23 protein-coding genes are annotated in these 24,315 nt (G+C 40.9%); all 23 read left to right on the top strand.

Annotation, left to right across the window (positions count from 1 at the left end; genetic code table 11):
• The first annotated feature begins 11 nt into the window (after positions 1–11).
• Positions 12–401, top strand: coding sequence for a flagellar export chaperone FliS (gene fliS, locus MJ257_RS10365; RefSeq protein WP_009225344.1), 390 nt, complete (start codon positions 12–14; stop codon positions 399–401).
• 34 nt (positions 402–435) lie between these two features.
• Positions 436–798, top strand: coding sequence for a hypothetical protein (locus MJ257_RS10360; RefSeq protein WP_240269182.1), 363 nt, complete (start codon positions 436–438; stop codon positions 796–798).
• A gap of 98 nt (positions 799–896) precedes the next feature.
• Entirely contained in the window at positions 897–1,712 is an 816-nt protein-coding gene (locus MJ257_RS10355) for a flagellin N-terminal helical domain-containing protein (RefSeq protein WP_275693770.1), read from the top strand.
• 124 nt (positions 1,713–1,836) lie between these two features.
• Entirely contained in the window at positions 1,837–2,433 is a 597-nt protein-coding gene (locus MJ257_RS10350) for a DUF8042 domain-containing protein (RefSeq protein ID WP_240269181.1), read from the top strand.
• Positions 2,430–4,316 (top strand): motility associated factor glycosyltransferase family protein, encoded by a 1,887-nt coding sequence (locus tag MJ257_RS10345; RefSeq protein WP_240269180.1) that lies wholly within the window; start codon positions 2,430–2,432, stop codon positions 4,314–4,316. The genes MJ257_RS10350 and MJ257_RS10345 overlap by 4 nt, the downstream gene beginning before the upstream one ends.
• Complete coding sequence (locus MJ257_RS10340; protein WP_240269179.1) at positions 4,313–5,338, top strand: UDP-N-acetylglucosamine 4,6-dehydratase family protein; 1,026 nt, start codon at positions 4,313–4,315, stop codon at positions 5,336–5,338. Before MJ257_RS10345 ends, MJ257_RS10340 begins: the two co-directional genes overlap by 4 nt.
• 28 nt (positions 5,339–5,366) lie before the next feature.
• The gene (locus MJ257_RS10335) at positions 5,367–6,491 is read left to right on the top strand and encodes a hypothetical protein (RefSeq protein ID WP_240269178.1); all 1,125 of its coding nucleotides are present in this window, start codon (positions 5,367–5,369) and stop codon (positions 6,489–6,491) included.
• Positions 6,491–7,519 (top strand): methyltransferase domain-containing protein, encoded by a 1,029-nt coding sequence (locus MJ257_RS10330; RefSeq protein ID WP_240269177.1) that lies wholly within the window; start codon positions 6,491–6,493, stop codon positions 7,517–7,519. The genes MJ257_RS10335 and MJ257_RS10330 overlap by 1 nt, the downstream gene beginning before the upstream one ends.
• A gap of 15 nt (positions 7,520–7,534) precedes the next feature.
• The gene (locus tag MJ257_RS10325) at positions 7,535–9,058 is read left to right on the top strand and encodes a hypothetical protein (protein ID WP_240269176.1); all 1,524 of its coding nucleotides are present in this window, start codon (positions 7,535–7,537) and stop codon (positions 9,056–9,058) included.
• A 1-nt stretch (position 9,059) separates the two neighbouring features.
• Entirely contained in the window at positions 9,060–10,400 is a 1,341-nt protein-coding gene (locus MJ257_RS10320; protein ID WP_240269175.1) for a nucleotide sugar dehydrogenase, read from the top strand.
• A complete protein-coding gene (locus MJ257_RS10315; protein WP_240269174.1) occupies positions 10,397–11,710 on the top strand; it encodes a glycosyltransferase in 1,314 nt (437 codons plus the stop codon). Before MJ257_RS10320 ends, MJ257_RS10315 begins: the two co-directional genes overlap by 4 nt.
• Positions 11,711–11,727: 17 nt before the next feature.
• Entirely contained in the window at positions 11,728–12,993 is a 1,266-nt protein-coding gene (locus MJ257_RS10310; RefSeq protein WP_240269173.1) for a glycosyltransferase, read from the top strand.
• A 12-nt stretch (positions 12,994–13,005) separates the two neighbouring features.
• Positions 13,006–14,145, top strand: coding sequence for a glycosyltransferase (locus tag MJ257_RS10305; protein ID WP_275693769.1), 1,140 nt, complete (start codon positions 13,006–13,008; stop codon positions 14,143–14,145).
• Between the two features lie 100 nt (positions 14,146–14,245).
• Positions 14,246–15,583, top strand: a complete 1,338-nt coding sequence (locus MJ257_RS10300) for a UDP-glucose dehydrogenase family protein (protein ID WP_240269171.1) — start codon at positions 14,246–14,248, stop codon at positions 15,581–15,583.
• A gap of 2 nt (positions 15,584–15,585) precedes the next feature.
• A complete protein-coding gene (locus MJ257_RS10295; protein ID WP_240269170.1) occupies positions 15,586–16,155 on the top strand; it encodes a GNAT family N-acetyltransferase in 570 nt (189 codons plus the stop codon).
• Positions 16,156–16,235: 80 nt separating this feature from the next.
• Entirely contained in the window at positions 16,236–18,155 is a 1,920-nt protein-coding gene (locus MJ257_RS10290; RefSeq protein WP_240269169.1) for an NAD-dependent epimerase/dehydratase family protein, read from the top strand.
• Positions 18,152–18,829, top strand: coding sequence for an HAD family hydrolase (locus tag MJ257_RS10285; RefSeq protein WP_240269168.1), 678 nt, complete (start codon positions 18,152–18,154; stop codon positions 18,827–18,829). The genes MJ257_RS10290 and MJ257_RS10285 overlap by 4 nt, the downstream gene beginning before the upstream one ends.
• Positions 18,830–18,851: 22 nt before the next feature.
• Positions 18,852–19,772 carry an aldo/keto reductase gene (locus MJ257_RS10280; RefSeq protein WP_240269167.1) on the top strand — a complete coding sequence of 307 codons (921 nt, stop codon included), beginning with the start codon at positions 18,852–18,854 and terminating at the stop codon, positions 19,770–19,772.
• Positions 19,769–20,554 (top strand): SDR family oxidoreductase, encoded by a 786-nt coding sequence (locus tag MJ257_RS10275; protein ID WP_240269166.1) that lies wholly within the window; start codon positions 19,769–19,771, stop codon positions 20,552–20,554. Before MJ257_RS10280 ends, MJ257_RS10275 begins: the two co-directional genes overlap by 4 nt.
• Complete coding sequence (locus MJ257_RS10270) at positions 20,548–21,240, top strand: cytidylyltransferase domain-containing protein (RefSeq protein ID WP_240269165.1); 693 nt, start codon at positions 20,548–20,550, stop codon at positions 21,238–21,240. The genes MJ257_RS10275 and MJ257_RS10270 overlap by 7 nt, the downstream gene beginning before the upstream one ends.
• Before the next feature lie 14 nt (positions 21,241–21,254).
• Entirely contained in the window at positions 21,255–22,226 is a 972-nt protein-coding gene (locus MJ257_RS10265) for a class I SAM-dependent methyltransferase (protein WP_240269164.1), read from the top strand.
• Positions 22,227–22,260: 34 nt separating this feature from the next.
• Positions 22,261–23,307 carry a pseudaminic acid synthase gene (pseI, locus tag MJ257_RS10260; protein WP_240269163.1) on the top strand — a complete coding sequence of 349 codons (1,047 nt, stop codon included), beginning with the start codon at positions 22,261–22,263 and terminating at the stop codon, positions 23,305–23,307.
• A 37-nt stretch (positions 23,308–23,344) separates the two neighbouring features.
• Positions 23,345–24,292: a dTDP-glucose 4,6-dehydratase gene (locus MJ257_RS10255; RefSeq protein WP_240269162.1), complete on the top strand. Its 948-nt coding sequence runs from the start codon at positions 23,345–23,347 to the stop codon at positions 24,290–24,292.
• The last annotated feature ends 23 nt before the right edge of the window (positions 24,293–24,315 follow it).

Genomic DNA, 24,315 nt, shown 5'->3' with positions numbered 1-24,315 from the left:
ATGAATGCTTTATGGCTTCTCAAAATATTTCCGCCTATCAGAGTTATCAGAAAAACAAATATGAGACAGCCTCCCCGCACCGTCTGATTCTCATGCTCTACAATGGGGCCGTGCAATATGCAATGCGTGCTCAGAGGGCGATTCAAAGTGGCGACGTTAAAGAGACTAACCAATATATTCAGAAAACCCAAGCCATTCTATACGAGTTAATCAGCTCTCTGAACGAGAAAGAAGGAGGAGAACTGGCTCGTAACTTAAAAAATCTCTATTTATATATTATCGATCGCCTGATTCAAGCGAATATCAAAAAAAATCCGGATTACATCGAAGAAATCATTGGACATTTAAACGAGTTGAAGTCGGCATGGGAGCAAATCGGTAAGGAGGTCAGCCTTGGGTAGGAACGGAGTTTCAGATCAGGCGGGAAGACGGGAATTGTACGAGGAACTGCTTGCTTGCACCAATGCGCAGTGCGATTTGCTGTCATCGGGCGATTCATGGGAGCATATCGCTGACTCTTTTTTGCAATTGTCCGCCCGGTGGGATGAAATTCGTGCTCAAATTGATCGCTTGAAACAACCGGAGCCCGAGGAGTTAAAGGATTCGGACGGCTACCTTCAAGATTTGATTAGGAGAATCGCTGCTGGCTTAAAAGAGGTTGATCACAAGCTGCAGCACAGCGTTGGTGAAGCGGGAACTGGCTTGAAGACGGTCAAGGATCAGAAGAAGCTGATGAATGCGTACTACGGCATGGACCGCAGGGGGAATCATGCCCTCTATTTCGATGAGAAAAAATAATTTTTTTTAGGTATAAAGTTGTATTTCTTACCTGCCGATATAATGATTAGGCCACAAGGATGTAGCCAATACAAACCAATCATGGAGGATGATTTAAGATGGGAATGTTTATTAACACCAACGTTGGCGCGTTGAACGCTAACCGCAACCTGAACTTCAACAACACGCAAATGGGCAAGACAATGGAAAAATTGTCTTCCGGTTATCGGATTAACCGTGCTGCGGATGACGCTGCAGGGTTGGCGATTTCCGAAAAAATGCGCTTCCAAATTAACGGCTTGAACCAAGCGCAACGTAACGCCCAAGACGGCATCTCCTTGATTCAAACTGCAGAAGGTGCTTTGACGGAAGTACACTCTATGCTGCAACGGATCAACACGCTGGCAAACCAAGCAGCAAATGGTACTTATGACTCTACTGACCGCGCGAAGATCCAATTGGAAGTTGATGAATTGATCGGAGAAATCAGCAATATTGCTGCAACAGTTAACTTCAACGGTACCGACCTGTTGAAGACTTCTGGTAGCGTAACTTTCCAAATTGGTTCTGATGCCAATACTTCGATTTCCGTAAGCTTGGCTGGCATGAAACCTAGCGATTTGGGTCTTTCCGGTTTGAGCGTAGATTCAGCATCTGCTGCGAATACGACGATTGCTGCAATTAAGAGTGCAATTAGCACAGTGTCCACACAACGTGCAACGTTTGGTGCCGTGCAAAACCGTTTGGAACATACAGTTAACAACCTGGGCGTAATGGTTGAGAACCTGTCTGCTTCCGAATCCCGGATTCGTGACGCTGATATGGCGACCGAAATGACGGCGTTCACGAAGAACCAAATTCTTGTACAAGCTGGTACTGCGATGCTGGCCCAAGCCAATTCTGCACCGCAAGCAGTTTTACGTCTGTTGGGCTAATTATCAGAGAATCACAAAAGGCTCCCATTATTTGGGAGCCTTTTGCCGTTTATTCTCTATACATTCCCTCCGGCTTTTATCCGATATACTAGGTATATTAGATTACAGATGGGGACGTGGCAAAATGAAGGTGGCTGTAGATGGGCAACAGGTAGAGTGGATTGAGGATACCCTTGAAGGAATTGAGCAATGGTGGAAAGGCTCTACTAGTCAGATCTATCAGGATCGTAGATTAATTCACTTTGTTGAAGTGAATGGTAAGGCAATTTATGAGGCCTATGAATTATATATTGTCCAAAATATTCAAGAAGTCAGAGAGGTAAACATCCGTACGCTTTCGGCGTTGGAGAGTATTCAAAATACCGAACAAGCTCTAGACGAATATTTGGAAAGATTTATACCGGGGGCGTCAGATGTAGCTGATCAATTGTATGGCGGTCTGACACTCGAAAATCAACCTCTTTTTGCACAGTTACTGGAAGGGTTTCATTGGATTGTGAAGTCCATGCAGTTTGATCGTGAGCTGTATGCGATGGTTGATCATCATGTGAGTCCGAATTTCCTTACTTCTACCTTAAGCTCATTAGAGAAGCTTCTGCAAGAAATTATGCAAGCCATTGAAAACAATGACTTCACCGGCGTAAGCGATTTACTGCAATATGAAGTGGTACCTGCGCTGCAACAATTCCATAACCGCAATAAAATGAGTGAATTATCATGAATATGTTTGAACAGAATCTGATTTATATTAAGGAAATGTACCCCAATCTATTAAATGTCGTTTTAAACGACACATTAGATGCCTCATATGAAGTAATCCCATCTGCTAATGGAATGCCCAACATAAATTTGCAAACGAATGAGACATTATATTACTTACACAGTAAGTATGATCCGGGGGCTGAAGCAGAAAAGTGGGTGGCGAACTTGTCGAACAACGGTAACCTTACGGATCAAGTTCTACTGTTTGGGATTGGCATGGGATATTTTCTTGAGGCATTGCTTAAAAGTCCTGAGGTCAATCGGGTTGCGGTCCTTGAACCGGATGTCCAAGCATTTAATGCATTGCTTCGTCATCGAAATCTCCATACGTTTCTCTCTGATGACAAAATCAAATTGATGGCCGTAGGTGACCATGATCTGAACCTGGCAGAACTCGCAGAGACAATCACCAAAACGATGACGGGGGAACTTTCTATTGTTGCCCCACCCGTGTACCAGCGGCTGTATCCAGCTAAGTTGAAATGGTTAAGAGAAAAAGTCCAGGAATCTGTAATAAATGATTTATCGAATTTCAGAACATTTGAGAAATTCCAGAAAACCTGGCTTGAAAATATATTGCGAAATATTCCGTTTACTATAAAGTACCTATCTGTTTTATCGCTTAAGGATGTCTTGAAAGGCGGAAATGTTGTTATTGTTGGTTCGGGACCTTCGCTTGAAATCGATGTCCAGTATTTGAGGGATATCAAAAATAAGTGCTTTATTATAGCAGCGGGATCCAGCATTCAAGCGCTGCAACATTTTGAAATTGATCCGGGTCTGGTCGTGACGATGGATGGGGGACGTGCGAACTCGTTAGCTTTTCGCAGGGTCGATAGTAAGAGATCTCCGCTTGTGTTTATTACACAAACCTATTATGAAGTACTTGATAACTATTACAATAATCTGGCTTTTGCCACTTTTGAAGAAGATCAGGTAAGTGAGTATCTTTACAGAGATCAAGAGGTGCCAAGATTTAGAGCGACAGCCTCGGTAACCGGTACGGCATTGCAGCTGGCTGATTATATGGGGGCGAAGCAGATTATCATGCTTGGTCAGGATTTATCTTATCCTGGGGATAAGTTTTATAGTTCCGGAGTGGGGCATCTGTCAGAAACAACAAAAAGTAACGTGCTCAAGGGAGCGACTGACTGGGTTGATAACGTACTTGGCGGGAAGAACCGCAGTACCCCAGTGATGACCCTGACAAGAAAGAATATTGAGACGAACATTAAAGTACTGGAATTGAAGGGCATCAAGGTCATTAATTCTTCGCGTGGCGGAGCGGCTATCGAAGGAGCAGAATGGATTCCAATGGATGTTGTATCCCAAGAAATGATGGGATTGCCGGACTTAGAATTGGATATTCATCAGCTGATGCAAACCAGATCGGAATCGGAACAAGGGGTACTTCTACAGTCAATGATGACTAAGCTCGGACGAATATTACAGCAAGCTGAGGAATCGGAAAAACTGCTTCAGGAACTTCGCAAAGAGATTCGAAAGCTGGAAAGAGAGCACAACTATCGAAATCTTAATACCGTCGGTCGGGGGCTAGTCAGAGTAAATGAGCGTTGGCAAGTCATTACCGCCAATGAGAGTTTCTTATTTTATTCATTTGGCACGTCTCATTTCATAAACGGCTATTTAAAGCATGTTCCAGCGATTGTCGAGGCCCATAACCCCTTGGTGAAGGCAGAATTGATTGTTGCTCATTTGGGGAGCCTGGTGGATCAACTTATAGCTTTTGGACCTGAACTGAAGAGCTTGCTAAGCAACTCTCTCGAACGACTGGAGACGCTGGCAGAAGACTTGAACGTCATCACTGGGAGGAACGAATGAGTAAGATGTATGAAGGAAAGAAAATACTTATCACTGGCGGCACTGGAACGATTGGATCCCATCTCACAAGACGATTACTGGCAGAAAATCCGGCGGTTATTCGTATTTTTAGCCGTGACGAATACAAGCAGTTTGAGATGGGACAGGAATTGCAGGAATATGCGGGGCAACTGCGCTTCTTAATTGGAGATGTACGGGACCAACAACGGTTAAGCCGAGCGATGGAAGGAATCGACTATGTATTTCACTGTGCAGCAATGAAGCATGTCCCTGCTTGTGAATATAACCCGTTCGAAGCTGTTCAAACCAATGTGATCGGCACCCAAAATGTGATTCAGGCCGCATTAGATAATAAAGTGAAGAAAGTGTTATTCACAAGTACGGATAAAGCCATCTCGCCAACCAATGCTTATGGAGCTACCAAATTGACAGCAGAACGTCTAATCTCCGCTGCCGAGTTCCATAAGGGGGCGAAATCTACGATTTTCTCTTCGGTTCGATTTGGGAATGTGATGGGCTCCAGGGGATCGGTGATTCCACTTTTTGTGAAGCAAATTCTGGAACAACGCAAAGTTACGCTGACAGACCCTGAGATGCTCCGATATATGATGACCCCAAGTCAAGCGATTGAACTCATCTTGAGGGCAAACGAGCTTGCAAAGGGCGGAGAGGTATTTGTATTGAAGATGCCACTCATTAAGTTAAAAGACCTTGTTGATATTGTTATTTCCCAAGTGAAAGAACAGTTCAATCTCAATGGAGATATTGCTATTGAACAGATTGGTTTGCGTCCAGGGGAGAAGATGTATGAGGAATTATTAACAGAATATGAACTATCCAAGGCTTATGAACTTGATGGTATGTATGTATTACCTTCTCATTTTAAGAAGAGTAATTTCGGAGAAGAGAAATTATTAAATGTCTCAACCTACACGACACTTCGCGACAATCCTAACATAACACCTAAGGAAATTTTAAGAGATTGGATTGTTGAATGTATATCAGAATTTAAAGTAAGGTAAAACTGAAATCGATAAAGTGGGGTATATTTTGAACATTTTAATCTATGGAATAGGTGGGACAGCAGAACTACTTTGGTCAATGCTAGATCATCATAAAGTAAATACTATCGGATTTGTTGATAGCGGTAAGGGAGATTTAATTTCATTCTATAAGAACAAAAGGGTTTTACTTCCAAAAGAAATTAAAAATATTAATTATGACAAATTAATAGTGGCAAGTAGTTATTATGAGGAAATCTTGAAAGAGCTACACGAAAATGAAATCAGTACTTATAAAACAATAATTTTCAAAAATGAATTTTATCACAGTTTTTTTCAGGAGCATCTCTTTTGCAAAAAAACTGATCAATTCTCTATGAAACAAAGTGAAATTCAAGTAATAGCTACAGGCCTTTCTTATGCTAGAGATGCTATTGATCCGAATTATTTAGAGTTAGAAACTTTTAATTTTGCGCATTCTAGCCAGGACCTTTTTGGGGATTACTCCATAATCAAACATGTGTTTGAGAACTATAGCTTGGAAAATTTAAAAAAAATAATTATAGGAATGGGCTATTTCAGTTTTCAATATGATATGAGTAAGTCTATAAATGCTTATTTAACACCACGATATTATAGTATAACTAATACTTATCGTTCTTATGATCAAGAAGGCTATTACCATGATTTTAGAAAATTCATTCTAACATGCTATAGTCAAGAAGCATTTGCAAAGTATCAAATTAATGAGGATAACAAATTTAAAAAAAATAAAAGTTTAGTAATGAGCTACGAAGACAAAGTAGAAGGTAAAAAAACTGCACAAAGACATTCTAAGAAAGCTTATCCTATCACTCAAAAAGAGAATATCTTCTACTTTAAAGAAATCATTAAACTGTGTAATAAACGAGGAGTTACCCCGATATGTATAGTATTTCCAACAAGTAAGTACTACTATGAACATCTTTCAGAAGAAATGAAACTTAACTTTCTAAACATTATTGAGGAATTCACAAAGACGGGAAGCATCAAATTTTATGATTTTACTGGAGATTATACATTCACTGATTCCGATTTTTGGGATTCATCTCATTTGAATAATAGTGGGGCACTGAAAGTCTCGGATAAATTAAAATCATTAGAGATCGATGTGAAAATACGAGGGGGAAAATAATGGAGACCTTAGTTTATGAACTAATAAAAAATAAACCTTGGTATGGAGACTACCTAACGGGGCAATTATTTCCTAAAAGCTCTAGACTAGATGTTTATTCTAGTGGCTTAAATAAGACAGAGAGAAATAAATTAGCGATAGAAATTCTCAATATAATTCTTGAAATCTTCAGTTTAGGATATTCTCATAATAATATCTATGCGAACAATGTTTATGTTGTTGATAATGAAGTGAAGCTAGTGGATTTCAGTAGATTTCAAAAAAATGAGACCCATGATATAACCTTTTTGCAGTGCATAGACTTTGTTAATTATTGTTCGTCCTCGGAGTTATCAATCTGTACCGTGCTCGGGATCGATAGTACAGAGGCTATCACAGGATTAAAGAAAATTATCGAAGATGAGTTGTTAAAGGTTACACTATCTTTCCAGTCTGGTGATAAACGCCATTTTACTAGACTTGGGCGCATTTATAGTTCTTTTAGTCTCAATAACATATCTATTGATCCTAGAATTACTCAAAGAGATAATGGCAAAAGACTTAATAAGTTTCAAATTACTAAGCAAGATATTAATACAAAATCGATACTAGATTTAGGCTGTAATGCGGGCGGAATGATCTTTGAATTACAGAAATTCGATCCGGGCTATTGCAAGGGAATTGAATATGATATTGACAAAGTTAACTTAGCTAAAAAAATCAGTGCTTTTGAAGGATTATATAACGTTGAGTTTATTCAAGAAGATATCGATGAAATAAAAATCGATAATTGGAATGTAACCGAATATGATGTTGTTTTATGCTTAGCTATTGAGAAGCATGTTAAAAATAAAAATAAGTTATTTGATTTATTAGGGAGAGTAACCAAAGGAATGTTGTTGTTTGAAGGTAATAGTAACATGGATGTGAATGAAGCAATAGATAATCTGAAAAAGGTGGGATTTAAGACAGTACAATATATAGGATATTGTGATGATGATGCTTTGTCGGTAAATAACAACAGGCCTCTAATTAAGGCTATTAAATAATTATAGAGGGCAATTATGAAAAAGATAATACTTTATGGTGCAGGTACGAGTACGAAGGAGCTAATATCTACCTACAAATTTCTCTCTATTGATTTTATAGTTGATCGGAATCAAGAGTTATGGGGTGCTTCCTTGAATGGAATACCGATTATTTCACCCGATATTATAAGCACGATTAATATTGAAGATTTCATTATAATTGTTACTGCAGGAGACTATCTAGGACCAAAAAAGTTTTTAGAAGAAAAGGGACTAAAAGAAAATATAAATTTTCTGCCATATAATCATTTATACAATGAAGTATACATCACTTCTGAAGGTGAATTGAAAATATTTGATAGCAGAAGGTTCATACCTGAAAAATTTGTTCCTAATTTTTTTGATATTTTACTCGAGAGAAATATTAGATATATTATTTTGAAAAGTAAAGAGATTTTTGAGGAAATGTCGGGGGACTCTGTTCACCTACTAGTTCATGATGATGATCTATACACATTTAATGAGCTTTTGGATAGTTATGAAACGAATGGAGCTCGAATGTGCTTTGTGTATTCAGTAACCGGAAAAAAAGGTTCCTCATACAAGGGGTCTTCTTTTTTTCCAACTGTAATAGCGGAGGACCTTCTAGAAAATAGATTGCTTATCGGAGATAAATATTCGGTTAACGACACTTATAAAATATTCTTAAGCTTATCTTATCATGTAGTATATCATTTGACTGAGTTGTCTAATCTTCCAATTGATCGGAGTAACTTAATTTTTGGGATATATGCTACAGATTTAGATTACAGAAAGGTCTTAAAGCGACTTGCAAAAGAATTAAAACTGACTATCAAGGTAAACCTTTATTCCCTATATACCTATCTGAAAGCCATGGGTTGGGAGCCAAGTACGGAATCTTTTATTAGTAACAGCAACATCCTTAAATATTTCAGTAAGCAAGAAGATCATAGTGACTTTAGAGGGTTAATAATTGGTGGTCATGGGAATAGAGCGAAAGTTGAGTTATTTGAAGTCAACGATAGCTTTGTAGTTAGAAAGACATTTAAGCAAGGGTATGAATCCTATTTAAGTAGAGAGATAACGGCCTATCAGAATTTTTCGAAAGAATATAATATTATTCCGCCACTAATAGAATCTGGGTCTAATTATTTGACGATTCCTTGGTATAGTAATGTAATTAGGCACACAGACGAAGTAAATCATTTTATAAAACAAAAACCAGAAATAATCATACAGATTATATGTTTTTTCTATAATAAAGGATATGCCCTTATAGATTTTAATCCGAATAATTTACTTTGGACAAGTGACGGTAATAATATCCTCATTGATTTTGAATTTCTATATAAATATGATGAGAAGCCAGCAACAATTTTTGAATCTTATGATGTAGTTGGGGTACCCGAAGACTTTAATGGAGATCTACCTAAAAACGGAAGAAAGATAAATTTTAAAAGTGTATGGGAACCAATCATAGGAAAGTCTTTCATAGAACTATATAGCTCCATTAAACCTGACACTAAAGTGAGTGATTAAAATGGAAGTTTCTTATTTTCAAAAATTAATGGACAATATATTGAACAAAGAAATTAAGGTCACGATAATTGGCATGGGGTATGTTGGGCTCCCGCTGGCCGTAGAGCTTGCTAAGCAGAATATTAAAGTTTATGGGTACGATAAACAAAGTGAAAAAATATCAAAACTTATAAAAGGTAATAGTTACATAATAGATGTCGATTCTTCCACAATAAATGAAATAGTTGAAAGTGGATATCTAACCCCTGTTTCGGACCCTGGGTCTATTAGAGACTCGGATATCATTGTTATTTGTGTACCGACCCCTCTTACCCTTAATCAACAACCTGATATTTCCTATATTGAATCTGCATTAGAGGATATTGTAAATAACCTTACCCCTGGTAAATTAATAATTTTAGAAAGTACAACCTACCCAGGCACCACAGAGGAGATTCTATTGAGTAGGTTTAGCTCAGCCGGATATTTAGTTGGTGAAAATATTTTTCTTTGCTTCTCCCCAGAAAGAGTGGATCCAGGGAATAAACATTATAAAACTTCCAACACCCCTAGAATTGTTGGAGGAATAACTAGAGAATGCTGTGAGTTAGCAAAAGCGTTTTACATGAGTGTTGTAGAGGAAGTCATTCCTGTTTCCAGTCCTCGTGTCGCAGAGATGACGAAGCTAATAGAAAATACATTTCGTAGCATAAATATTTCATTTATTAATGAAATGGCGATACTATGTGACAAATTAAACATCGATCTTTGGGAAGTGATAGAAGCTGCGAAGTCCAAACCTTTTGGATTTATGCCGTTTTATCCGGGTCCTGGAGTCGGAGGACATTGTATCCCTCTGGATCCAGTGTATTTGTCTTGGAAAGCTAAAGGTATCAACTTTTATAGCAGATTTATAGAACTTGCTCAAGAGATTAATAAAAGTATGCCTTCATATGTTTTGAATAGAATCATGCATACACTGAACAAAAGTGGAAAACCTCTTAAAGGAAGTAAAGTATTATTGCTAGGGATGTCATACAAGCCAGATGTTGATGATCTTAGAGAATCACCTAATTTAGAATTATATGAGTTGCTACGAAATCATGGAGCGGAGGTGTTCTTTAACGATCCTTATACAAGTTGTTTTTTTGATAAGGACAACAATATTGTTAGCTCAGTTACATTGGAATATGAAACGTTGGGCCAATATGATTGTGTTGTTTTATTGACAAATCATTCGTGTTACAACTATCAACTAATATATGATTATTCTACATTAATCTATGATACAAGAAATGGATTTAAAGAAGTCATTGATTCAAAAGCAATAATTAATAAATTGGGGGCACAAGTTAATAATTGATAGATCAGCCTAAAGGCTTTAAAGGGGTTTTTGAAATGCACAATATTCTAGAAGATGCTCTAAATAAAAAGAAATGGAGTTATAAAAAAGATTTATATAGTCAAGTGTTTCATTCTATTGAATTCACCAGACCGTGTGAGAAACCGGACATATCAATTGTAGTAATATCATGGAGGCTCCACGAGGATACAATTTTAAACTTTATTTCATTGGAAAAACAGCGGCAGTATAGTAATTTTGAAATTATCTTTGTCGATAATGGTGGGGCGGACGGTGAATTTGAAATATTAAAGCCCTATATCAATAGCTATATTAAACTTAATGAAAATACTGGTGCATATATAGCTAGAAATATTGGAGCAGTCTTTTCAAAAGCACCAATAGTCTTGTTTCTAGAAGATGATGGAATTCCAGATGATGATTTGATTATTTCGCATATCTTGGCGCATCGGAGATACGTAACACATGCAGTGACCGGAGTATGTTTATTCAAAACAGAAAATCCCCTAAATGAACGCCAGAAACATTACTATAGGGGTGAAGAGTTTTATCCTTGTTTTTCTGAGTTGGAAGGAAATACCTCATACTCATCTGAAGTGTTTTTTTCTGTGGGAGGCTGGGACGATGAAATTAATTTTGGTGGTGGTGGAAAGGAGCTCGCAATTAGACTTTACTGGTTTTCAAGGGATTTTTCAAAGCAGGTATATTCACCATTAAGCATTATATACCATGATTATGCTTTGAACGAGGAACACCTAAAAAAGAAAAATGAGAAACAAAAGAGATCATATGCGCGATTAGAGAAAAAATATCGAGAATGGTCCTCATTTAGAGACCAGTGGATTCCGTTTTGGGGGAGGGAAAATTTTTTAATTGAGTCCGAACAGTGGAAAGATAATTCAAACAACATACAAAACCAGTTTATGGAAATTCAAACTCGGGTAAAAGAGAGAAATGAGATGGATATAAAGAAGTACATGAGAGGGAAAATATTTCTTACAGATAGTAAAGCTTTTTTGAACTTAGCTATAAATCATCATTCTGAGATTAAGTATACTATTTTTGGAGCAGGATCTTATGGTAGTGTTGTTATGCATAAACTGCAAGACTATGGAATAAGAATAGATAGTTTTGTAGATAATAACCCTTCAATATGGGGAACGACAATTGAGGGATTACCGGTAATTCCTCCTCAAAAGATATCTTCAGATACCTTCCTTTTCGTAGCTTCAAATTGGCACTATGAAATAAAAAAACAACTATTGGAGATGGGCCTGAGAGAAGACGTAAATTTCAAGATTATCATTTAATTAAAGAGGGTTGCTAAATGGATACATTTTCAGGACTATACGATAAGTTAATGAAAATAAATTGGGATTATAAATCTTCTTTATACGAAAGCTATTATGATTATTCTGAAGTTGTAAATATTGAGAGGAACCCAAGTATTTCAATTATTATCATTTCATGGCGTAAACATCCAGATACTCTTGTGAATTTAAAGATATTAGAGCAACTCCGTTTAGAACAATCTTTGGAAATTATTTTTGTCGATAATGGTGGAACTCCTGGTGAATTTGAGAGTTTTAAGTCCTATGTAAATACTTATATTAGATTAAGTCAAAATACTGGGGCATACCTTGCTAGAAATATTGGTGCTGCTTTTGCAAATGCGCCTGTATTATTATTTTTAGAAGATGACGGAATACCGGATATTGATATAGTTCGGGCTCATCTAACGGTACATGAAAATTATGAAGCAATTTCTGTACGCGGGGTATACTTATGTAAAACAGATAACCCGCTTAATGAGCGCCAAACCGTGTACTATTGGGGCCAACGCTCTTTCCCTGCTTTTGCAAATTTAGAAGGTAATGCTTCATATAAAGCTGATTTATTTTATCAAGTTGGCGGTTGGGATGATAAGATCGTTTATGGGCACGGTGGGTTAGAGCTTGCAATACGGCTTCTAGATATCGAACCAGATAAAAGAAAACAAATCTACTCCCCGTTACCTGTAATTTATCACGATTTAGTTGATAATGAAGAACAGTTCTTGAAAAAACGGAAACAACATGTCATAGCCTTTGAATATTTAAAGAATAAACACCCCAATGTTGAACAGCATCGTGAGGAATGGCAAGCTTTGTTTTTAGAGGAAGGTGCTCTTTTACCCAAGGGGACAGAAGAACAAAGAAATGCTATGCTGCAGCTGCAAGCTCGTATAGCCAATAGAAATCAGGAAAAAGTAAATATGATGAACCGACTGTTTATTCCTTCTTACGATGACGATTTGTTAAAGCAAACAGTCAATGAGCTTATAGTTGGGAAGAAGTGTAAAGTATTCGGTGCAGGTTTTTTGGGAGAGCATATCATAAAAACATTGCGTAAACACGGTATTGAACCTGTATGTTTTTTGGACAATGATTCGAAGAAATGGGGGACTCGCTTTGTGGGGTTAGAAGTTCAATCCCCGGACTCTCTGACAACCAATGATTTTATTATTATTGCCTCCATCTATTCCTATGAAATAGCAGAGCAACTTCAGAATAAAGGGCTTCATAAGAATAGAGATTTTATCATTATGAAATAGTGAGGGATTCAGATGCCCCAAGTATCCGTAATAATGCCAGTTTTTAATTGTCAAGACTTTGTGACACAAGGCATTGAGAGTGTATTAAATCAGACGTATCAGGACTTTGAACTGATTATTGTAGATGATGGCAGTGCGGATGATACAAAAACGATAGTTAGCCGGATTGCAAACGAGCATCCGGCTAAAATTATTTTCCTTTCTCATGAGCATAACAAGGGAGCAGCCGCAGCCAGAAACACTGCAATTCGAAAATCGAAGGCTGAGATATTAATGTTTTGTGATGCAGATGATATTCAACACCCGCAAAGGCTCGAAACTACTCTACAAACGATGTTGGAAACGGGTGTCGACATGGTATTTCATGATTGCGAGATGATAGATTCAAATGGTGAATCGCTGCACAGAAGAAAGGGGTACCCCGACGATTTATCAAATGAGAATGGAGTGCTTCATCTTCTAAAGCGAAATCATTTTTGGACGAGTTTGGTTTTAATTCGTAAAAATCAAGATCTCATCTTAGACGAGTCACTTCCAAATGCAGAAGATTTTGAATTGTTTCTGAGACTTGTTTTAAAAGGTTATTCGTTCCAAATTATTAGAGATCCATTAACGAAATACCGTATTCATGTGAACAACATTTCGAATGACGGAGTCTTATCCAATCAATCTGTGAGAACCGTATTGAGTAGGTTGCCTCTTCCAGACATCTATCAAATGCTTAAAGATCGGCATGGAGATCTTCAAGCCAGCATTTCAGTTGCTGCAGCTTATTTATGGAGAGATGAGGTGCAAGAAGCGATACAACTGCTTGAAGGGAAACCTTTTTCAATTGATGGCTTTTTTGCTTTGGCAGTGAGCTACTATAAATTGGGGGAATATAAAAAAAGTTTGAATGTGTTTGAAAATATGAAAGACAAGGTTCAAAACGCAGCAGTTTTAAATAATATTGGTGTACTCCGGTATATTCTATATGGAAAAGGGGAAGACGCAGAGTGTTATTTGATGCAAGCACTAGAATTACAAAAGGGCTATATTGATGCTCAAAGAAATTTGTCTAATTTGGGCAGTGGCAACATCAAGATGCTGAAATTAACAGAAAGACCATTAAGGGACCAACTTGTCCATACCATCAACTACCAGGTGAATTGAGTATGGAAGAAAAAGGTAGTGAGCATAGGCGAAAATAACTAAACTTATTATATCTTTGACCGAAAAATACAATAGAATACTTCAACAAAGGGAGAAGCCTATGAAGATAACGGTGCTGGGTACCGGCTACGTTGGACTCGTCTCTGGAGTGTGTTATGCAGAGCTTGGTCATGATGTGACTTGTATTGATAATGATATAGACAAAATCGAGATGTTGCAAAATGGCAGAATTCCTATTTACGAACCTGGTCTTGACGTATTGGTGAAGAAGAACTTACAAAATGGTCGTCTTACTTTTTCCGACAGGTTCAATCATTACACTACCGATGGAGACATCGTAATTATAGCTGTTGGTACCCCATCTCTACCTAATGGAGAAGCGGATTTGCGATATATTGAGCAGGCGGTACGTGAAATAGCTCATAAGATTAAAGAATATACAATTGTGGTCATTAAAAGTACGGTTCCCGTGGGGACCAACCATAAAATGATGCAAATTATCAAAGGTATAACCTCCGCTGATTTCGATATTGCTTCTGTACCTGAGTTTCTTAGAGAAGGGACAGCCATAAAAGATACACTTCATCCTGATCGGATCGTGATAGGGGCTGAAAATAAACGGGCTGCTGATGTATTGGCTAAACTTCACGAACCGCTCGGAGCCCCGATTATTATCACTGATTTAAGAAGTGCAGAAATGATTAAGTACGCATCAAATGCTTTCTTGGCCACCAAGATCTCATTCATCAATGAAATTGCCAATATTTGCGAAAAGGTAGGGGCTAATGTTAAAGAAGTCGCCCAGGGAATGGGATTAGATCATCGAATTGGACAGGAGTTTTTAAAGGCAGGCATTGGTTATGGAGGATCCTGTTTTCCGAAGGACACCCGTGCATTAATTCAAATTGCAGGAAATGCCGATTATGACTTCAAGTTACTCAAATCCGTCGTCGAGGTAAATCAGATGCAACGTTATAGTGTAATCCATAAGTTGCATGACGCTTTAGGCGAACTTTCCGGGAGAAGAATTGCTCTATGGGGGTTATCCTTCAAACCAGGCACAGATGACGTTCGAGAGTCTCCGGCTATTGTCATTGCTAATGAATTACTAGAGCTTGGTGCTGAACTGCGAGTTTATGATCCTGTGGCTTCGGATAATTTCCGTAAGCATATTCAAGAGAATCATCATATTACCTACTTTAATAATGAGTGGGATGCTGTAGCAGATAGTGATGCCCTATGTTTATTAACCGATTGGGAGCAGTTTAAACAGATCAAATTATCAAGGCTAAGGGAAGTAATGAATTCTCCTATACTTATAGATGGAAGGAATCTATATAATATCGAGGAAGCTGTTGCTGCCGGATTGGTTTATTATCCAGTAGGTCAACAACCAGTACATCGAAATCTAGTAAACGAAGGTGTCAAGGTGGTTTGATCATGAAATACTTACAATTACAGCAAGATTGCTACAGTCTGCTCGAATACGAAATTCGTTCCCTCCGCGAACACGAGATGCAAGCTATCAAGCAGTGGCGGAATGAACAGATGGCGGTGCTGCGGCAATCTCGGATCTTGACCGATGAGGATCAGCGCAGTTATTATCACGAAATCGTGCTCCCGTCCTATAACGTAGAACACCCAAAATTGATGCTCTTCAGTTATTATTATGATGGCAGGCACATTGGCTATGGCGGTTTAACCAATCTAGATTGGGTGAATCGACGGGCGGAAATTTCGTATTTGGTGGAAACGGAGCGGAGCAGCGAGGAAGATGTGGCGCAGTACACCAGCGATTTTTCAACCTTTCTTAACCTGATGAAGCATATCGCGTTCGAGGAGTTAGATCTCCATCGTTTGTTTACGGAAACCTTTGACATTCGTCCTCTCCACATTCAGATATTGGAGTCGAGTGGCTTCCAGTTCGAAGGGCGTATGAAGGAACATGTCAGAATAGATGATCGCTACGTAGATTCGTTACTACACGGTTGTTTGACACCTGTGAGATGAGTAACGAAAATGACCAATATTGAAGAAAATGAGGATTTAGTGACAGGAAGTTAACTACGGTGCATAAAAGGAGCTTTACGATGCTAAAAGGAAAAAAAGTGTTTGTTAGCGGTGGTGCCGGTGTAATCGGAACGGAATTGGTTCATAAGCTCGTCAATGCGGGAGCCGATGTATTCATCGGCGATTTGAAACCAAGACCTCCGCATTTGCCGGCTTCGGTTCGTTATCGCCAAGGAGATTTGAACGAAATCTCGAAAGAGGAGTTGGCGGAGTTCTCCCCGGAATATTTTTTTCATTTAGCGGCTACCTTTGAGCGCTCGGAGGAAACGTATGAGTTTTGGGAAGAAAATTATCGCCACAACCTTAAGCTAAGCCATCACCTGATGGACTTGTTGAAGGATATCAGCTCTTTGCAAAGGGTTGTTTTTGCATCCAGTTACTTAATTTATAACCCGGATCAGTATCAATTCGAACAGCCGGCGAAGGAAGCTACTCCACTTACGGAAAGCTCACCCATTCACCCGCGCAATTTGTGCGGAGCGGCCAAACTGATGCATGAAATTGAGCTGAGATTCCTGCAACATTTTGCCGGGGAGCGGCTAAAGACAGTCTCCGCTCGGATTTACCGTGTCTATGGGAAGAACTCCCGCGATATCGTCTCCCGTTGGATCCGTGCTCTGCTGAATCAGGAGACGATTCAAGTCTATCGTAAGGAAGGCATGTTTGATTACATTTATGCCGGGGATGTGGCTGAAGGACTGTTGCGCCTCGCCCTAAGCGACGCTACCGGGATTGTGAATCTAGGTAATGGGCGTTCGCGACGGGTAGAAGATGTGCTAAATATTTTGAAGCGTCATTTTCCGGATATGCAACATGTTGAGATGGACAGCGATATTCCCTTCGAGGCCTCGGAAGCCGATATGTCTTCCTTTAAGGCTTGGACAGGATGGCATCCGAACCGGCAGTTGGAAGACACGATTCCTGAACTCATCAGCCATTATAAAGCGCTCATGTCTTCCAGCTCTGTAGGACCGGAACAAGCCGATCGCAGGAACGCCGTTCTGGTTACAAGCGTGGCTCGGAAGGTTCCGCTGCTTAAGTGTGTTTCCAGCGGTATTACCAAACTGGGGAAACCTCTGCAACTCATTGGCGGAGATGTGAATGAGCAGGCTATCGGACGTTATTTTGTAGATCGCTTTTGGACCATGCCTTATCTGAAAAATCTATCTACGGAACAGTTGCTTAAAGAGTGCCAACAACAAGGCATTCGTTATATTATTCCTACCCGGGACGGTGAACTGTTTTATTTCGCCGAGGCGAAGCAAGATCTGGCACGTCACGGCGTGCATGTGATGGTATCTGATTCGGAAGCTGTTCAGATTTGCTTAGATAAAAAACTGTTCTATCAAAAGGGAGCCGAGTGGGGGTTCCCAGTTATCGCCACCGACGAGCAAATTGAAAAACTACAGTCGGCAAATTCGACGTATGTCGTCAAAGAACGGTTTGGGGCGGGTTCGCAATCGATCGGAATTCAGCTTTCCTTGGATGACGCTATGAAGCATGCCCAAGGTTTAGAACAGCCCATCTTTCAACCTTATGTTTCCGGCTTTGAAGTTAGTGTCGATGTTTATGTGCAACAAAACGGGAAGTGCAAGGGAGTTGTAGCACGCAAGCGAGAGCTTGTCATCGACGGTGAATCGCAGATCACTACCACTTTCCGGCATGAGGAGCTGGAACAAATGTGTGCAGCGTTCGCCGAAAAGCTAGGTTTGTACGGACATGCGGTATTCCAAGCGATTATTGACGAGCAAGGCGAAATTCATTTTATTGAATGTAACAGCCGGTTTGGAGGAGCTTCCAGACTCAGCGTGGCTGCCGGTTTAGATACGTTTTACTGGTTCTTGCTTGAGTCGGAAGGAGCCAATGTAGACGAATATCCGTTTATTCGCAGTAAACATGAAAAACGGTTGGTGCGTTATGCGGAGGATCTGATTCAGTGAAAGTAAAGGCACTTGTTTTTGACCTGGACGATACGCTTTACGAAGAACTCACCTATGTGAACAGCGGATTTCGCGCTGTGGCGGATTATGTAGAACAACAGTTTCAATATCCGGCTGAGCAAGCGATGACAATCATGCTTCGTGAACTTGAACAGAACGGACGCGGGCGAGTTTTTGATGTCCTGCTTGATTACTTAGGGAAACGAACAGAAAAGGCCGTCAAAACATGTCTGGGAGTATACCGGAGCCATGCGCCGCGAATTGAACTATATGAGGATGCACGCAGACTATTGGACAAGGCAGGGAACAGCTTCCCCATTTACATCGTGACTGACGGAAATAAACTTGTTCAGCTACGCAAGCTGCAAGCTTTAGGGCTTTATGATCACCCGAATATACGGAAGTGTTACATTACAAGGCGGTATGGCATCGCTAATGAGAAGCCATCCCCTCTTTGTTTTATGCATATTTGTCGGCGGGAGAAATTGCAGCCAAATGAGATTGTTTACGTAGGCGACAATCCCAACAAGGACTTTGTTGGAATTAAGCCATTAGGTTTCCGAACAGTCAGAATCATGCGCGGGAACTTCGCTGCTATCAACCTTCCTGACAATTACGAAGCGGAATGTCGAATCCATCACTTTGATGAGTTATGGACCATGCTGCACAGGTAGAATAGAAGGGAAGTCTTAAAATATGAAATTGGCGCTCGGCACAGCACAACTAGGAATGAACTACGGTATTGCCAACAAAACGGGCCAACCTTCCCCTAGTTCAGCAAGGCGCATCCTTGAACTGGCGAACCAAAGCGGTGTAGAAATGCTCGATACGGCCTCCGGCTATGGGGAAAGCGAAACGATTATCGGCCAGTATATAAGAACATTTAGGGAAGCAGGACAAAATCAGCCGTTTCAGATCGTGACAAAAATACCGGATCCTTTCGAAGGAGAGGTTCAGTCCGCTGCTGATGCGAGAACGAGGATGAGAGAGCAAGTCCTGCTGTCCATGGAACGATTAAGCCTTTCTCGTCTAGATTACTGTTTGCTTCATTCCTCTAAAAGCATGTTTTCGCATGATGGACTCGCAGTGGAGTGGTTAAGGGAGTTCAAGCAAAATGGGCTGATTGGCAAAGTGGGGATTTCGGTATATACGCCTGAGGATGTGGAGCGTTATTTGGAACTAGATGGGTTAGACGTCATTCAGGTTCCGCTAAACATCATGGATACCCGACTGCTTCGAAGTGGCTTGCTAACGGAACTAGGTGCCCGGAAGATTGAGATCCATGTCAGAAGTGTTTTTTTGCAGGGGTTGCTGCTGATGTCGCCTGATGAGATTCCAGCTTATTTGCAGAAGGCAGTACCTTATATCAAACAACTGCATGCTTTAGCATCCGAGCTTCAACTTACATATGCCGAATTATGTTTGGTCTATGTTCGGGATCTGAAGGAAGTTGGGAGGATCGTTGTTGGTTGTGAAACCGAAAATCAGCTTCGTGAACATATCGAAGCGATGCGTCTGCCCAAGCTTCCGCAGGGAGTAAGAGATGACATTCAGCGCATGTTCAGCCAGATTTCTGACGATATCCTAAATCCGAGCAGTTGGAGGAAACCAAAGTGAGCGATCTATTCGATTTGAGCGGCCAAGCCATACTGGTGACAGGCGGTACCAGTTATCTGGGGACGGCGATGTGTCATGCTTTGGCCGAATATGGTGCCAATGTTGTGATCGCCAGCCGAAATCTTGATAAATGCACTTCCTTGGCCGAAACGCTAACACAAACTTACTCCGGCAAGCATTCTGCCATACAACTAGACGTATTGGGTGGCCAATCGGTAACAGCTGGAGTAGAGCGGGCGATTCAGCAGTATGGCCGTATTGACGCCTTAATCAATAATGCGAATGTAAGCTCGCCGGGCTTCGTCGAGAGTTTCACGGAGGAACAGTGGGAAAAGGGGATCGACGGAACCATCAACGCTGTGTTCCGTTGTACAAGAGCAGTTCTTCCTTATATGCTGGAAAAGAGGAAGGGTACCATTCTCAATATCGCTTCCATGTACGGTGTCGTCTCGCCTAATCCTGAAATCTACGGGACTTCCGGCCAGAACAACCCGGCCAATTATGGCGCAGGTAAAGCGGCGATCATCCAATTTACCCGATACCTAGCTTGCCACTATGGCCGAAAAGGGATCCGGGCGAATTCGATTTCTCCAGGCCCTTTTCCAAATGATCAAACACAGCTGAACAAGGAGTTTATCGCTCAATTAAGTAACAAAACTGCACTGGGGAGAATCGGCCTTCCCGATGAGCTCAAAGGGGCAGTCCTTCTTCTTGTATCTTCTGCCGGCTCTTATATTACAGGACAAAATCTCGCTGTGGACGGCGGGTGGACGGCATGGTAAAAGTTGCAGCTATCATTCAAGCCCGATTGTCATCGCAACGATTGCCGGGGAAAGTGCTAAAAGATCTTCATGGGAAAACTTTGCTTGAACGGGTCATCGGACAAGCCCAAAAGTCATCGAGCGTGGATGAAATCTGGTTGGCCACGTCTGCTGAACCCGAGGATGACTTGCTGGAGATTGCTGGACGTAGATTAGGAGTTTCTGTTTACCGGGGCCCGTTAGACAACGTCCTTCAACGATTTTACGAGACAGCTGAACAGTCAAACGCAGACATCCTTGTAAGAATTACTGCGGACAATCCTTTAGTTGAACCGAGTTTTGTGGATCAAGGGATAGCTGCATTACGAACCCATGTGTTGGATTACGTCGGCATGGAACACGTTCCGTACGGGACGGGAATTGAAGTGTTTACCCGCCAAGCCTTGATACAAGCAGCTCAGGATGCCATATCGGATTACGAGCGGGAACACGTGACACCGTATATCCTGAATCACCCTGAGAAATTCAACATGATCAAACTCCAGCCCGAGCTTAAGCATTTGCGCCGTGAAGACGTACGTCTAACAATCGATACGATGGAAGATTACGTGAAAATGTACAAGCTGTTTTACCACTTGGAAAATCAGAAGATTGAGGTTACGCTGGAACAGGCAATTCAATATATTGACTTAAGAAGTAATAAGTAAGGATGTCGAGAAGCTTGGAAGAAAAGACTTATAAGGAAGGGGCATCCTCGTTGAATAATAAAGTTCACGATTATGATCAGTGCTGGGAAAAGGGGACGATACGAGTTATCAATTGCCGTAGCTGTGGATTCAAACATTTGGATCCTATTCCTACAGATCAGGAGATCGCAGAATTCTATCAAAGAGACTACTATAAGAAGACGTTCCCCTTTAATTATGATCAAGTAAATGATGAGTACATTAATGCTAAAACTGAGAGCATTTCTAATAACCAAAAATATTCCGATATATTACAAAAGGTCAATGAACTGATTCGACCTCTACACAATCAAACTTCAAAGCGTATGCTAGATATCGGCTGTGGAAATGATCTTCTTTCCAAGTTTTTTCAAATCAAAGGCTGGGAATCGTATGCAGTGGAGCCAAGCTTCTCCGCTTCACAAATGCTTCAAAAGTTTGGAGTCCCTGTATATAACTCTTTTATAGATGAGAAGCTTTCACTACCGATCAAAGACGTTTCTTTCGTGAATCTGCAGCATGTTTTAGAGCATGTTCGCACTCCTAACGAGGTGTTGAAGAAGATTGGTTCTTCGATGCACTCTGGGGCGATACTCCGAGTTTTAGTGCCCAATGACTTCAGTGAAATTCAACTAGCATACAAGGAGTTTTATAATGAGGAGATGCACTGGATCCAGTATCCTGATCATATCAACTATTTTACCTTTTCAGATTTAAGTGAACTCTTGTCACGTACCGGGTTTCGGGTGGTATACAAGACAGCCACTTTTCCAGTAGATTTCCTTTTATTACACGGAATAAACTATTATAGAGATGAGGAAGACCGGAAAAAGGTCCAACCTTTTATTAGTAACTTCCAGAACTCTTTCATCAAGACGGGGCGTAAAGAACTGCTCGACCAGTTCCATGAATCCCTGGCTGAACTAGGGTTCGGCCGTTCAATTGTTATATTTGCTCAAAAAGAGTAGTTTTCATGACTTCAGCAGAAATGAGGACGTATCAATGGATTTTCAAATTGCTCATCGCTGGATTGGCAAAAATCACAAGCCGTTTATTATCGCAGAAATGTCGGGAAACCACAATCAATCCCTGGATCGTGCATTGGCCATTGTTGAGGCTGCAGCCAAAGCGGGAGCCGATGCCTTGAAGCTGCAGACATATACCGCAGATACAATGACACTGGACATACACGATGGTGAATTTTTTATCGAGGATCCTAATAGCTTGTGGAAAGGCAGCTCTCTATACAATTTGTATCAGGAGGCGTATACGCCTTGGGAGTGGCATGAGCCAATCTTTAAGCGTTGTAAGGAGCTTGGACTAATTGCCTTCAGTACTCCCTTCGACGAAACCGCCGTTGATTTCCTTGAATCGCTCGATGTCCCGGCTTACAAGATTGCTTCATTCGAAAACACAGACATCCAATTGATTCGTAAAGCGGCAGCAACGGGGAAACCGTTAATTATTTCGACGGGGATGGCCTCGATCGCTGAGCTGGATGAAACTGTGCGAGCGGCCCGAGAAGCGGGGGCTAAGAACATCGTATTGCTAAAATGTACAAGCACTTATCCGGCTTCACCGGAGAATACCAATATCGTAACGATTCCTCATATGGAGCAGTTGTTCCAATGTCAGGTTGGAATTTCCGACCATACAATGGGAGTTGGTGTTTCTGTGGCGAGCGTCGCATTAGGAGCGACGGTAATTGAGAAGCATTTTACCCTGCGGCGTGCAGATGGCGGCGTGGATTCCGCTTTTTCGCTGGAACCTGAAGAGTTGTCGGCGCTTGTGGTCGAGACAGAACGCGCCTGGCAGTCACTAGGTAAAGTGTCGTATGGTCCTACAGATCGGGAAAAAGAGTCTATGAAACATCGGCGCTCTTTATATATTTCACAGGATATGAAGCAGGGCGATGTATTTACCCGTGAAAATATAAAAGCCATCCGTCCCGGGTTAGGTCTTCCGACCAAATATCTAGACCAACTGCTTGGCCGAAAGATTCGCAAAGATGCGTCAAAGGGAACTCCTATCACTTGGGAATTGTTTTAATATAATAGAAGATATTTATAGAAGGAGCTGCATTCCCTTGAAGATTTTACTTACCGGCGGGGCCGGATTTATCGGCCGATGGGTTGCCAAGAAGCTGTTAGAAGATGGGCATCAATTATGGATTTTGGACGATCTGTCAAACGGACGGGAGGCCAATCTCCAAGAGTTTCAGGGCCATCCGGGGTTTAAACAGTTTATAAAGGGAACGATTCTGGACGAGCCTCTTTTAGAGGAGCTGTTCGCTGCCCATCGTTTCGACATCTGTTATCATCTTGGCGCTTCAATTAATGTTCAAGACTCTATCGACGATCCACTAACTACGTTTAATAATGATACGGTCGGGACTTTTTATATCTTAGAGCAGTGTCGCAGATACAATACAAAAGTGGTGTTTATGAGCACCTGCATGGTCTATGACCGCTGCACGGATGAGACTGGAATCACGGAACTGCATCCGACAAAACCTGCTTCCCCTTATGCCGGAGCCAAAGTGGCAGCGGAAAATATGGTCCTATCCTACTACTATGCCTACGGGTTGCCTACTGTGGTCATTCGCCCGTTTAATACCTATGGTCCATTTCAGAAGACTGGCGGTGAGGGCGGAGTCGTTGCGATTTTCCTTAAAAATGATTTGGATGGAAAAGAGCTCCGCATTTATGGAGAGGGCACCCAAACTCGCGACTTGCTCTATGTTGAAGATTGCGCCAACTTTGTTGTGTCTGCCGGTTATTCCGATGCCGTTAACGGCGAGATTGTAAACGCAGGATTGGGGCGAGATATTGCCATCAACGATTTGGCATTGCTGATTACGAGAGACCCTTCACGGATCCGGCATGTAGAGCATATTCATCCGCAGAGTGAAATTCAGAAGCTGTTGTGCAATTCGGAGAAAGCGAAACGATTGCTAGGTTGGGAGCCGCGTGTAACATTGGAGGAAGGTATCGCCCGAACTTGTGAATGGATTCAGGCCGGGGGCTTGGAATAGGTGAAGCAACCATGAAGGAAGAA

It is taken from the genome of Paenibacillus timonensis (assembly GCF_022427145.1).
GTDB lineage: Bacteria > Bacillota > Bacilli > Paenibacillales > Paenibacillaceae > Fontibacillus > Fontibacillus timonensis.
This window is presented reverse-complemented; position numbering and strand designations above follow the sequence as displayed.